General features: G+C 67.5%; 10 protein-coding genes. 4 read left to right on the top strand and 6 right to left on the bottom strand.

Annotated features, from left to right (window positions below; all coding sequences use genetic code 11):
- Positions 1-6: 6 nt before the first annotated feature.
- The 3 genes from OG817_RS24725 to OG817_RS24715 form a co-directional block, all read right to left on the bottom strand.
- Positions 7-321: a CU044_2847 family protein gene (locus tag OG817_RS24725; RefSeq protein ID WP_396397633.1), complete on the bottom strand. Its 315-nt coding sequence runs from the start codon at positions 319-321 to the stop codon at positions 7-9.
- A gap of 250 nt (positions 322-571) precedes the next feature.
- Positions 572-904, bottom strand: coding sequence for a cupin domain-containing protein (locus OG817_RS24720; RefSeq protein WP_406047009.1), 333 nt, complete (start codon positions 902-904; stop codon positions 572-574).
- A 35-nt stretch (positions 905-939) separates the two neighbouring features.
- Positions 940-1,515, bottom strand: a complete 576-nt coding sequence (locus OG817_RS24715; protein WP_406047008.1) for a GNAT family N-acetyltransferase — start codon at positions 1,513-1,515, stop codon at positions 940-942.
- Between the two features lie 99 nt (positions 1,516-1,614).
- On the opposite strand from OG817_RS24715, the gene OG817_RS24710 reads away from it, so the two are divergent.
- The gene (locus tag OG817_RS24710; RefSeq protein WP_406047007.1) at positions 1,615-4,284 is read left to right on the top strand and encodes an AAA family ATPase; all 2,670 of its coding nucleotides are present in this window, start codon (positions 1,615-1,617) and stop codon (positions 4,282-4,284) included.
- Between the two features lie 110 nt (positions 4,285-4,394).
- The gene (locus OG817_RS24705; protein ID WP_406047006.1) at positions 4,395-4,997 is read left to right on the top strand and encodes a dihydrofolate reductase family protein; all 603 of its coding nucleotides are present in this window, start codon (positions 4,395-4,397) and stop codon (positions 4,995-4,997) included.
- A gap of 139 nt (positions 4,998-5,136) precedes the next feature.
- Here the strand turns inward: OG817_RS24705 and OG817_RS24700 are convergent, their stop codons facing one another.
- The gene (locus tag OG817_RS24700; RefSeq protein ID WP_406047005.1) at positions 5,137-5,967 is read right to left on the bottom strand and encodes an LLM class flavin-dependent oxidoreductase; all 831 of its coding nucleotides are present in this window, start codon (positions 5,965-5,967) and stop codon (positions 5,137-5,139) included.
- A gap of 287 nt (positions 5,968-6,254) precedes the next feature.
- On the opposite strand from OG817_RS24700, the gene OG817_RS24695 reads away from it, so the two are divergent.
- Positions 6,255-7,982, top strand: coding sequence for an ABC transporter transmembrane domain-containing protein (locus tag OG817_RS24695; protein WP_406047004.1), 1,728 nt, complete (start codon positions 6,255-6,257; stop codon positions 7,980-7,982).
- Entirely contained in the window at positions 7,975-9,747 is a 1,773-nt protein-coding gene (locus tag OG817_RS24690) for an ABC transporter ATP-binding protein (RefSeq protein ID WP_406047003.1), read from the top strand. The genes OG817_RS24695 and OG817_RS24690 overlap by 8 nt, the downstream gene beginning before the upstream one ends.
- Here OG817_RS24690 and OG817_RS24685 read toward each other — a convergent pair.
- Positions 9,744-10,682 carry a phosphotransferase gene (locus OG817_RS24685; protein ID WP_406047002.1) on the bottom strand — a complete coding sequence of 313 codons (939 nt, stop codon included), beginning with the start codon at positions 10,680-10,682 and terminating at the stop codon, positions 9,744-9,746. The genes OG817_RS24690 and OG817_RS24685 overlap by 4 nt on opposite strands.
- Before the next feature lie 127 nt (positions 10,683-10,809).
- On the bottom strand, positions 10,810-12,486 hold the full coding sequence (locus OG817_RS24680; RefSeq protein ID WP_406047001.1) for a carboxylesterase/lipase family protein: 1,677 nt from the start codon (positions 12,484-12,486) through the stop codon (positions 10,810-10,812).
- Between the last annotated feature and the right edge of the window lie 23 nt (positions 12,487-12,509).

Below are 12,509 nucleotides of genomic sequence, written 5' to 3'. Positions count from 1 at the left end.
GGATGTTCACCCCGGTTCTGCTTGATCGCCGGCCTTCCATGTCAGCGAGATCGAGAGTGTGGCCTCCCCGCCCCCATCCACGATCAGACCGGTCAGCTTGCCGGACTTCGCTATGAGTTTGAGACCGAAGTCGACGGTCGCCTCAGCCGGCTTCACCTTGTCCCAGATCTGACCAAGTTCGGTTGCCACCGCCAGAATGGTGTCGCGAACCCCGTCGAGACTGAGTGGCTCGTGATTCGATCCGATCGTCTGTGGGCCGCCGATGTTCACCACCTCGACGTAGAAATCCGCACCCCCGGCACTGACGAGTTGTGATGACATGGTCCCCTCCCGAGTGGTCCACGCCGGGGGCCAAACATTCATTTGAATTCGTTGCGATCAAAATGGAGTCTGTTTGCCGCCCGGCATTTCACAGTACAGCCGCTGGAGCCACATACGTACGCTGAGAAGGCCGCGCGGCCGGCTTGCCGATTCGACTGTTGCACGCAGTCAATCGGTCGACTGCGTGCGTCGAGCCGGACTACTCTCCGGACGCCGGGATCCTGCTCACAGCTTCCTGCGCCGGCGGAGGCTAGAGCGGGCGGGAGTTGTGGCGGGCCCAGACGAGGGGGCGCTCGTCCTCGGGGACTTGGTGGAGTTCGCGTACCAGGGCGTCGATCTGTGGGGTCATCGTGACGAGGATGGTTGCCGGTAGGTCGCCGACGGTCGCGAAGGTGTGTGGGGTGCCGGCAGATACCACGAGGAACTCGCCGGCGCCCAGGCGCCGTACGTCGGCTCCGAGCGTCACATCGAGCTCGCCGGTGAGGACGACGAAGCCCTCGTCTCCGCGGTCGTGGACATGCAGCGGAGCCTGTGGGAAGGGGAGTGGCGTCAGGTCCCAGCGTCGTATGACGAAGTCGGCCATGGCCTGACGCTATCGGCTCGGAAGGTCGTCGACTGCTACTGCTGCCATTCGTGGGCGAGGAGGCCGTAGAGCACGAGGTCGCGTCGTTCGTTGGGGAAGACTGCGGCCTCGCGCAGTACGCCTTCCTGGGTGAAGCCCATGCGCTCGGCCACGTTCCGGCTGCGGGTGTTGTCGACGGTGGTGCACAGCCCGACTCGGAGCAGGCCGAGCGGCCCGAAGGCGTGATCGAGTACGGCGGTGACGGTCCGGCTGACCAGTCCACGGCCGACGAAGTCCGTGTCGAGCCAGTAGCCGATCTCGGCCGACCGCGCCTGACGGTCTATCTCGAGTTGCGCCCAGCCGACCAGGCGCCAGCCGTTGTCCGCCTTCACCGCGATGGACAGCGGCAACAACGATCCGTCCAGCCAGCCCCGCCCAGCCTCCTCCAGGGTCGCGCGGGTCTCCTCGAGCACCGGTGGTTCCTGGTACGCGTCCCCGAACCACTGCGCCAGGCGTTGATAGTTGGCCTCGACCAGAGCGAAATGCGCCTCCGCGATCGCGGCCGTGCGTGGGATCAGTACGGCGTCGTCGCCTAGCGGCCAGGTGAATTCCGCAGCGGTAACAGTGGACACAGCTGCTCCGATCGCAGGGTTTGGTGGGGCGCCCGGCAGGATTCGAATCGGCGATCATGCTCGCATATGTAGGCCCGTTGTTGGGGTTACGCTGCTGCGGTGCTGGTGGGGCGGGCAGTTGAGCGGGCTTCGGTGGAGCGGGTGCTCGCCGAGGCCCTTGACGGCCGGTGTGGGTCGTTGGTGGTGCGGGGTGAGGCCGGGATCGGCAAGACCGCGCTGCTCGATCACGCGGCGGCTGCTGCTGACGGCATGCGAGTACTGCGGGTTGTCGGCATCGAATCCGAGGCGGAGCTTCCGTTCGCCGGTCTCCAGTTGATGCTCGCCCGTTTCGCCGATCGCTTCGACGCGTTGCCCGGCCGCCAAGGTCAGGCACTGCGGACCGCGTTCGGCGCGAGCACCTTGCCGGGTGGGCCACCGGCCGTCGGCGCGGCTGTGTTGACGCTGCTCTCCGACCTGGCCGAGGAGCAGCCACTGGTGTGCCTGGTCGACGATGCGCACTGGTTCGACCGATCCTCGATCGACGCGCTGCTGTTCGCCGTACGGCGCCTGCACACCGACCCGGTCGCGATGATCATTGCCGCGCGGGACGGCGACCGACCGTTCCCTGCCGCAGGGCTGGACAGCATCGCCCTCCAGCGACTGGGTCAGCCGGACTCGACTCGGCTGCTGGCCAGTGTTCGTACGTTGCCTCGGGAGGCAGCCGAGCGCGTACTCGCGGAATCCGAAGGGAACCCGCTGGCCATCCTGGAGTTGGCGGCGAGCGATCGCGCAGATCGTCCGTCCGCGCCAGTCACCCCGCTGCCGGCCAGCGGACGCTTGGAGGAGCACTTCCGTCTGCAGGTTCGCGCCCTGCCGGAGAATGCGCAGCGAGCGTTGTTACTTGCCGCCGCCGACCACACCTCAGAGCTTCAAGCGTTCTCGGCCGCCGCCGCGTCCCTGGGTCTGGCCGCAGCGGACCTCGAGTCGGCCGAGCAAGAGCGACTCGTCCGGGTGACCTCCGACTCCGTCGAGTTCCGGCACCCGTTGATCCGGTCGGCGGTCTACCAGGACGCGCCGTTCGCCCAGCGAGTGGCCGCGCACGAAGCGCTGGCCGACTCGTTCTCGGATCCACGTTTTGCCGACCGGCGCGCCTGGCACCTCGCCGCCGCGGCCGGTGGCACCGACGACTTGGCCGCGGCGGAACTCGAACGCGCGGCGCTCCGTGCGGTCGGGCGCGGCGGCCCGGCGTCCGCGGCGCGAGCTCTGGAGCGGGCCGCACAGCTCAGCAACGACCGCGCCGACCGCGCCAGGCGTCTTGTCGGAGCCGCCCGAGCGACGTACGACGCGGGTGGGCTCGATCATGCGGCAGAGTTGGCCGCGGCCGGTGGCACGCTGACCAGACAACCCAGCGAACAGGCCGAAGCCGCTTGGATTCGAGCCCAGGTGGCGTACGAGCGCGTCTCTCCCGCTGAGGCGAGTGCGCTGTCTCTCGCCGCCGCAGTACCGATCCTGTCGACCGATCCGGACCGTGCTGTCTCCATCCTTGCCGAAGCGACGTGGTGCGCGCGCGACGCGGCCGATCCCGTCCTGCTTGGTCGTTGCGCTGAGCAACTACAGTCGATCAACGGTGGCCTGGCCGAGGCGTTGATCGGCTTCACCGACCTGTTGCTCGGAAACATCAAGCCCGCGGTCGCATCGATGCGGACGCTGCTGCCCGCTGCGCTCGAGCTGGACGCCAGGCTCGACCGGCTGACGGCCGGGTACATGGCCGTGCTCATCGGCGAGGACACCTTGGCGCTCAAGCTCCTCGAGAGCCACGTCGCCGCGTTGCGCCTGGACGGAGCGCTCGGCTGGCTGCCCTATGCGCAGGAACCACTCGCGCTCGCGCAGTTGGTGACCGGCCGCCTCCAGGACGGGGAAGCGACGGTGACCGAAGCGATCGAGCTGGCGACCGACCTCGGTCAGGACCTACAGGTCGTCGTACTGACCTCGATCTCGGCGTGGCTTGCCGCAGTTCGCGGCGACGCCTCAGCCGGCGCGCAGGCAGACCTGGTCCTCGCCGATACCAGGCAGCACCGGATGTCGGCAGCCCTGGTGACCTGGGCCCTTGCGTTGGTCGATCTCATGGCTGGTCAGCCCGCTGACGCCCTCGACCGGCTGGAGCGAGTCTGCGACGGCCCATCCGGACGGGACGTGGCCGTGCGCGCGATCCCCGATCATGTCGAGGCCGCCGTACGGGCGGGTGAGACCGATCGCGCGCAGCGGTACCTCCCGGCGCTGATCGAGTGGGCGACAGAATCGGGCAACCCCGCGGCACAAGCGCTCGTACTGCGGTGCGAGGCGTTACTCAGCGAGGGACCCCAGGCACAGCAGGCGTTCGAGGCGGCGCTCCGTCTCGAAGGGTGCGGACCGTACGACCGGGCGCGCACTTCCCTTGCGTACGGCGAATGGCTGCGACGCAATCGCCGTCGTACGGCGGCCCGGGCCCAACTGGCGGAGGCGCTCGGTACGTTCGAGCGGATCGCGGCGTACGGCTGGGAACGACGCGTCCGCACCGAGCTCACCGCGCTCGGCGACACCGCTCCGGAGCCGGTGGCCGGTCTCGGTGGTGTCAGCCAGCTCACCCCGCAGGAGTTGCAGGTCGTACGCCGAGCCGCGCAGGGTATGAGCAACCGGGAGATCGCGGCCGAGTTGTTCCTCAGCCCGCGCACCGTCGGTCATCACCTGTACAAGGCGTACCCCAAGCTGGGCGTCAGCAGACGCTCGCAGCTCGCCGGACTGACGCCGTGACTCATCGGCACCGGCCGTCGCGTACGCCAGCACCAGTCATCTGACTGATTCGGAGCGGGCTGTCCTGCTCCTAACGTCAGGTCCAGTACCTGCACACCAGGGAGGATCTGATGGCTAGAACGATCATGGGAGCGATTGTCTCCTTGGATGGCTACATGGCCGACGACAGCGACGGAGTCGGTCCGCTGTTCGACTGGCTGGGCAACGGGGACGTGAGTTGGTCGTTCGAAGGCAGCGACGACACGGTCAGCACCACCCAGGCATCGGCCGACTTCACCCGCAATCACTACAAGGGAATCGCGTGCGTCATCATGGGCCGGCGCCTCTTCGACCTCACCAACGGCTGGAACGGCGTACCGGCCGCCGGCGAGCACGTTTTCGTGGTCACGCACGAACCACCGAAGGACTGGGAGCACGCCGGTACGGCGCCGTTCACCTTCGTCGGCAGCGTCGAGGAAGGCATCAAGGCCGGGCGGGAGTACGCCGGTGAGGACCGCATCGTCGACGTCGCCGCCGGCCAGATCGGCGGACAGGCCTTGCGGCTCGGCCTGATCGACCAGGTCGTCGTCAACCTCGTCCCCGTGGTGTTCGGCTCGGGCCGCCCGTTCTGGGCGACCGGTCCGCTGTCCGAGCCGCTCATGCTCGAGAACCCGTCGCAGATCGTCCAAGGCGACCGCGTCACACACCTCGTGTACGACGTACCGAAGCGCTGAAGCCCACACGGCCGGGCCGGCGGCCTGGAGGGGTGGACCCGGAGACCAGCCGGGACGCGATCACCGAGAAGCTCTCGGCCAACTGACGATCAGGTCGAACGCGGAGAACCGCATTCAGCGGGGGGGGGGGAGCTCGCGGTCACTGTCCGGTCAGTTCGGCGACGACAGGAGCCAGCGCGTCAACGGCGTTCGCGCCGATGACGATATATGAGAAGCCACCCTCCTCACGTCGTCGCAGGATTTCCTCGGTGGCTGCCGCCGGGTCACTTGGAAGCACCAACAGCGAGTCCGCTGCGCGCAACGCGGCAGGGTCCGTGTCGGGGGGTGCCATGAACGGGGAGACCTCGTCGCCGACCACCGCCACGTGGTGCGCCAGTTCGAGGTCTCCGAGTGCGCGAAACTCGGTCGCCAATCGCACTATGTCGGCGCGAGAGTCGCCCGGCATCGTGGCGAACGTGACTGTATCGGCCAGGGCGGCCGCCAGCGCTTGCGCCTTCGGGCCACGCACGGCCATGACCACCGGCGTACGGAGATCCGGGCCGTCGAGTTCTCTGAGCGACGTGACAGCGTCGCGCACCTGAGACAACCGCTGGCCCGGTGTCACCACCGGAAGGCCCAACTCACGCAGTTCGTCCTCGATCCCGGGCCTGCCGACGCCGATGCCCATCTCGAAGCGACCTTCAGTAAGCACCGACAGTGAGTGCGCTTCCCAGGCCAAGCTCCAGGGCGTGCGCAGCGGAGAGGCATACACCCACGTACCCACCCGCAGGTCCGCGAGAGTCGCCGCGACAGCCAGGGTGGGACCGGGCGCCGGCTGCCACTGCTGAACGTCGGGCATCAGGAGTGTCGAGAAACCGCTGTCGGCAATACGGCGCACCTGGTCTCGCCACGCCGGCAGCTCAGTTCTGATCGGAGCAAGAACACCGAATCGGAACTTTCTCGCTCCGCCGGTCGCCCTGTCGTCGGTCATCGTCGCCGTCCTCTCGATTCATGCCGGCCGAGCCCTGTGCCCGGTCTCTACATCACATCGAACGGGCTCGGACAGATCCGACAACCACACGCCGCCAATCTCGCGCGGCGCGCTCACGAGGCTCAGGGTGGTCGGCGGCGGGTTGTTGACTGGAGATCCCGTTTGTGAATCGGATCACAAATTCGTTTCCCCGGTTGATGCATTGCTGCGAGGATCTGCGCATGGCCAGCGGCGGTGCACGGCAGCGGAGGTGGCGGACGGCTGCGGTTCGCGAGTGGCTGGACAGGATGACCGAGACGTGGATCCCGCCGGCGCACCGTGATCTGACCAGCCCCTGGCGCTTCCTCTTCTGGCTTACCCGATCGCAGCCGCGGCGGGTCGCGACGGGTGCGATGTTGGGCACCGTCTGGATGGTCGGCTTGGCGGTGCCACCGTGGGTGCTGTCCCGTGCGGTGGATGACGGACTTGTCGCCGGCGATACTGCCGCCCTCGTCGAGTGGGCTCTGGTCCTGCTCGTGGTCACCGTGCTGAACGCGCTCTTGGGGATCGCTCGGCATCGCACGATGACCAAGATCCGGATGGACGCATCGTTTCGCTCGGTCCGGGCAACGGTGTGGCACACGTCCCGCTTGGGTGCCTCGCTGACGCGTCGCGTGAGTGCTGGGGAGGTGGTGACGGTCGGCATCGCCGACGTGTACACGGTTGCGATGGCCCTGACCGTCACTGGTCCCGGCGTTGGCGCGGTGGTGGCGTACGCCGTCGTCGCCGTCGTATTGTTCACGATTTCGCCGTTGCTGGCCGCGGTGGTCCTCGCCGGAGTTCCGTTGCTCGCTGTCGCAGTGGGCCCGTTCCTGCAGCGCATCGAGCGCACCGGCGGCGAGTATCGCGTGCACCAGGGGCAGCTGACGACCCGCCTGGTCGATGTCCTGGCCGGGCTACGAGTGCTCAACGGCCTTGGCGGGAAGGGGGTTGTCGCCGAGCGGTACGGACAGCAGTCGCAGGGACTGGTGAATCGTGGCTACCGGGTCGCCGGTCCCTCGAGTTGGGTCGGCGCATTGTCCACAGGACTGCCGGCGCTGTTCCTGGCTGCGGTGGTGTGGCTCTCGGCGCGAATGGCTGCGACCGGCGACATCAGCATCGGAGACGTTGTCGCCGTCTACGGCTACGTTGCCGTTCTGGTCGTGCCGGTGTCCGCCTTCATCGAGGGCGGAGGTGACATCGCCCGTGCGCGGGTGGCCGGTCAACGAATCATCGACCTGCTCAACCTGCCGGTGACACGCGACAACGACCGCGACGCGGCGATCATCCCTCCTGACGGTGGGCCGTTGGCCGATCCACAGTCGGGGGTGGTGATCTATCCCGGACGGTTCACCGCGCTGGTCGCTGCCCGCCCCGCGGAGACAGTCGCGGTGGTCGAGAGGCTTGGGCAGCTGAGCACCGATCCCGAGGCCGGTGCGACCTGGGCCGACGTACGGATCGATGATGTTGCTCGCAGCGAGTTCAGGCGCCGGCTGGTTGTCGCCGACAACCACGCCGAGGTGTTCGCCGGCACAGTCCGCGACATTGTTGCGGGACGCCTCGAGCCTGACGACGACCGAATCCATGCGGCCCTGCACACCGCCGTGGCCGAGGACGTCGTGGACGCGTTGCCCGGCGGTCTGGACGCGTCGATCGCTGCCGGCGGGAGTGACCTTTCTGGTGGCCAACGGCAACGGATTCAACTCGCCCGCGCCATCTATGCCGCACCCGAAGTCCTGCTCGCCGTCGAACCCACCTCCGCGGTCGACGCGAACACCGAAGCAGTCATGATCGACCGGCTCCGCGAAGCCAGACGCGACTCGACCACGGTGATCACCACGACGTCACCGCTGGTTCTGGACCGTGCCGACGTAGTCATCGTCCTGGTCGATGGTCAGACGTCGTCAGTCGGGACACACGCCGAACTCCTGCGCAGCGATCGCGGGTATCGAGACTTGGTATCCCGTGCACAGGGCGATCAGGAGAGCCATGAGTAGGCAGCTGCCGATCGCAGGCACCCCCGAGGTCCGTGCAGCGGCGCTCCGCGACCTGCGCGCAGACCGAGGTGCCGTGGTCGGGATCGTCTGTGTCAATGGGCTTGCTGCCGCAGCTGGGCTGGTCGGTCCGTGGCTGCTGGGCCGAATCATCGACACGATCCAAGCCGGCGGCAGTGACGTGCTCAGCCAGGTGGACCGTCTCGCCTTCGGCGCATTGGTGTTCACGATCGTGCAGACAACCCTGACCTGGTGGGCGCTCAAGATCGGCTACCGGTTCGGCGAGCGCACAGCGGCACGGGTTCGAGAACGGTTCTTGAAACGCACCCTGGCATTACCACCACGAGTCGCAGACCATCTGCCCACTGGCGACCTGATCGCCCGCGGAAGCACAGACGCATCCGTGGTGGCCATGACCTTGCGGTACGCCGTACCCGAGGTCCTCGTCGCCCTCGTCCACGCCCTGTTCCTCGTCGTCGCCGTTGTCGTTCTGGATCCATTGCTCGGACTGTGCGGGCTCGCCTGCCTGATCGGTGTTGCAGGGGCGGTGCGCTGGTATCTGCGACGCGCCAGACCCGTCTATCTGGCGGTCGCAGCGACCGGAGCAGAACTGGCCGACGTCGTCGCCAGCACCGCCAAAGGCGCCCGAACGATCGAACTGCTCGGTCTGGAGCAGCGCCGAGCACAGGCCACTGAGTCAGCCGTCACTCAAGCCCGGTCCGCACGCCTAGGGGCATTGTGGCTGCGAACGGTGCTGTTTCCGTGGGCAGACGTCTCACTGGCACTGCCAGTGGTCGGAGTCCTCCTGGTCGGCGGCGCACTGGAGGCCAACGGTGTGGTCAGCCTCGGCGTGGTGGTGACGGCGACGGTGTATCTACGCCAGCTCGTCGGCCCGCTCGACACCCTGATGCTCTGGATCGAACAACTACAAGGCGCTGGCGCCTCCTACGCCCGCGTCGAAGGACTGGCCGACGTTCCCGACGAGGAACCCAAGCCAACCACGCACGTCAGCGCCGCCGAGGACGGCGACCGGATCCAGGTGACCAACGCTCACTACAGCTACACCGACGATCGCGACGTGCTGCACGGAATTGATCTGTCCGTGCAGCCCGGAGAACGGTTGGCCATCGTCGGCACCTCCGGAGCAGGGAAATCCACGCTCGCCCGTCTCCTCGCCGGCCTCGACCGTCCGCACACCGGGTCGGTGACCATCGGCGGTACACCCGTTGCCGACCTGCCACCCGACGAGCTGCGCGAACACGTCGTACTCATCACCCAGGATCATCACGTCTTCCACGACACCGTGCGCGACAACCTGCGCATCGCCCGACCGGACGCGACCGACGAGGAGCTGTATGCCGCCTTGGACGCAGTCGGAGCCGCGTGGTTGGACGACCTACCCCACGGGCTGGACACCGAGATCGGCGACGACACCAACCTCGACGGCGCCAGCGCCCAGCAACTCTCGCTGGCACGAGTCGTCCTCGCCGATCCGCACACGCTGATCCTGGACGAAGCCACCGCACAACTCGACCCCAGAACAGCACGCCGAACAGAACAATCGCTGGCCGCCGTACTCCGGGGTCGTACCGTGATCGCGATCGCCCATCGCCTTCAGACCGCGCACGACGCCGACAGGATCGCCGTCATGGAAGCCGGTGAGCTCGTCGAGCTCGGTACTCACAACGAACTCGTCAGCGCCGGACGTGTCTACGGCAAACTCTGGAAGTCATGGCACGCAGAATCCGACGGCCAGCCTGGTAGCTAGGTGGCGGTTCGCGTCCAGTCGGGTCGGTTCAGTTCCACGGTGAGGTCGTCGAAGGCGACTCGGTCGCTGCCGCTTCCGGTGTGTGGCCTGTTGAACCAGTCCGCGTACTGCGCCAGCTCCTCCAGTCGCCACTCCAGGTCGAACAGCTCGATCATTTCCCAGTTCGGAGCGGCCCGTTCGGCGTACCCGGAGCCGACCAGAGTGCCCAGGTCACGCTCCCGCGGTGCTCGGGCCAGCGATTCCCAGTCGACGAAGAGAATCCCCTCGTCGGTGACGACCTGGTTGGCGGTGTGCGGTTCACCGTGCGTCGGCACCCACGGATGTTCTGCGGCCCGGCGAGCCAGTTCGTGGTAGCTCTCTGTCCAGCGCCGGATCGCGTCGATCCGCCCAGCCAGAGCGGTCTGCGCACGCTCGCCGTACGGACCGGTCTGCCATGGGCTGCGCAGCAGGTCGGCCAATGAGTCGCCGAAATCCTCTCCGACCCGGGGTCGCCAGCTCGGGATGCCCGCGGGCGGGGTGGTGGCGTGCAGGCGCGCGAGCGCTTCGGCGTTCTGTCGGGCCAGGCGGTCGCTGTCGATGGCGCCCGAACCAGCCGGTTCCCCGTCCAGCCATGGCACACAGCTCAGACTGCCGCCGGCCAGGGGAGCCGTGTAGCGACCCTGGCGATTGCGTATCGATGCCGCGACGAACTCGAGCCCGCCCCCGGCCAGCTCGCCCGCCGCGGTATAGGCAGCCTCGAGCGACGCCGCCGAATGGCGTCGGCCGAGGCTGTCGAGCGTGACGAACAGGCGCGGCATCCCGGCGTACGAGACCCGCCAGTGGTGCGCGCCGAAACCGACCGGCAGGTGTTCGATCGCGTCGACGTCGATCGCCCAGCCCGTTCGCACAGCATCGAGCACCGCCTCGGCAGAGACGACGTCCGGCGCCTCACGCATGAGTTCCATCCCTCATTGGGTGCCACCAGCAACGTGGCTTGACCTCGATTCGCACCACATCCCCACGCTCCAAACCCACCTCGCCTGTCGCGCCCAGATCGTCACGTGGCGGAGGTGATTGATCAGGTCAGGAGTCTATTGAGGTCCAGAAGGCGCACTGGTGTTCCTTGGCCAGGTCGGCTGAGGCGATTGTTGCAGTGGCGAGTGACTGGACGTGGTCCTTGTTCTGGAATGGCTGCCACCGTGGCTGACCCGGACCGTTCGGGTTCCCGGTGTGTGCGAACTGCGTCCAGTAGCGCATCATCGTCGCGGAGAGTTGTTCCTGCGCGGGTGTGCTCGGGCCCGGGAGTTGCTCGTCGGTGAAGAGGTACTGCAGTTCGGCGCCGTGGAACGCGCCGGTCGGGAAGTTGGGTTTCGGGAGCGTGCTGAACCACGGAGCAGTCTCGTCGGCGAACTCGTACGCATACAGCGGTGTCTGCGCGGCGAGTGCGCGATCTCGATCGAGGACCGGGCAGCCCCACGCCCAGTCGGTGACGACGGCCGACAGTGCCTCGCCGGCCGAATGGAACTGTTCGACGGGATAGCGGGCCAGGATCCGTTCGGCGTCCGACTGGTCGAACAGCGTGTGGATTTCTTCGCTGTAGCTTGCCGGGGTCGTCACCTGACCGGTTGCTGTTTCGATTGCCGCGGTGAACAGGCGGTGCTCGTCCCGCGTCGTCCCCTGGATGATCGGTACGTGGGTGAAGCGGCCGGTTGCAAAGGCGCGATCCGGGCTGACAGGCAGCACGCCACCTCCAACGGTGGGTCCTGATCCGACCCCGTCGTCAGACCACTTGCTGAGCTCGTCCGTAGGTTTGGCCCGCAGGCAGGCCGCAGCGGTCCCCGGGTCGGAGCAGCCGACCTTGGCCGCGACATCGAGGCCGTGCTGCTCGCGCTCGGAGCGTGGCAGCGGAAACCAGGTCGGCGGTCCGGGCGACCACTTCTGCCCGGTGCATTCAGCGCTCTGCAGGATCGCCTTCTGGAACAGCCCTGTGGATCCCGGCGCGACCAGATGAGAACAGACGCTGGTGCCTCCAGCGGACTCACCGAAGATCGTGACATTGCCCGGATCGCCTCCGAACGACGCCGCGTTGCGCTTGACCCACCGCAACGCAGCCTGCTGATCTTCGAGGCCGAAGTTCCCCGAGAGCTGCCGAGCTCCGCCGTGGTCCAGCGCCGGATGGGCGAGGAAGCCGAAGATGCCCAGCCGGTAGTTGGGGCTGACCACGACGACCTGGCCGCTGTTCGCCAACTGCTGTGCGTCGTACAGGCTGCCGGCCCCACTGATGAAGCCGTTGCCGTGGATCCACACCATGACCGGCAGCTTGTCTGCGCCGCTGTCGCGTGGTGTGGTGACGTTGAGGTAGAGGCAGTCCTCGGTAGTGCTGGCCTCGTCGATCAGCCCTTCGGCCTGGGCACAGCGATTCCCGGGCTTGGTGGCGTCCCGGATGCCACGCCATGACGCGGTTCGTTGCGGCGATGCCCAGCGGAGCTCGCCGACCGGCGGTGCGGCGTACGGAATTCCTTGGAAGAGCCGGGCATCCGCGGTGAGCGTGCCGCGTACTGCGCCGGCGTCCGTCGAGACCAGGGTGTTCGCGGGAGTCTCCGGCGTCCCACGGCTGTTCGTCGTGGCTTCGGCCGTGCCCCCACCGGCCGCCACCGAGCTCGAGAGCAATGCCGCGGTCAGCACCACTCCGAGCCGGCGAGAAAGGTCGAACCGCGGTCGTCGCCGACCCGGTCGGTCGTGGTGATCCTGCTGTCCCATATCGCATCCTCAGGTGTATTCGT

This window comes from Kribbella sp. NBC_00889 (assembly GCF_045207705.1).
Lineage (GTDB): Bacteria > Actinomycetota > Actinomycetes > Propionibacteriales > Kribbellaceae > Kribbella.
This window is presented reverse-complemented; position numbering and strand designations above follow the sequence as displayed.

Excerpts from the sequence above, each read along its gene's own strand:
- OG817_RS24725 (WP_396397633.1), bottom strand. The coding sequence starts at position 321 with ATGTCATCACAACTCGTCAGTGCCGGGGGTGCGGATTTCTACGTCGAG.
- OG817_RS24720 (WP_406047009.1), bottom strand. The coding sequence starts at position 904 with ATGGCCGACTTCGTCATACGACGCTGGGACCTGACGCCACTCCCCTTC.
- OG817_RS24705 (WP_406047006.1), top strand. The coding sequence starts at position 4,395 with ATGGCTAGAACGATCATGGGAGCGATTGTCTCCTTGGATGGCTACATG.
- OG817_RS24700 (WP_406047005.1), bottom strand. The coding sequence starts at position 5,967 with ATGACCGACGACAGGGCGACCGGCGGAGCGAGAAAGTTCCGATTCGGT.
- OG817_RS24695 (WP_406047004.1), top strand. The coding sequence starts at position 6,255 with ATGACCGAGACGTGGATCCCGCCGGCGCACCGTGATCTGACCAGCCCC.
- OG817_RS24690 (WP_406047003.1), top strand. The coding sequence starts at position 7,975 with ATGAGTAGGCAGCTGCCGATCGCAGGCACCCCCGAGGTCCGTGCAGCG.
- OG817_RS24685 (WP_406047002.1), bottom strand. The coding sequence starts at position 10,682 with ATGCGTGAGGCGCCGGACGTCGTCTCTGCCGAGGCGGTGCTCGATGCT.
- OG817_RS24680 (WP_406047001.1), bottom strand. The coding sequence starts at position 12,486 with ATGGGACAGCAGGATCACCACGACCGACCGGGTCGGCGACGACCGCGG.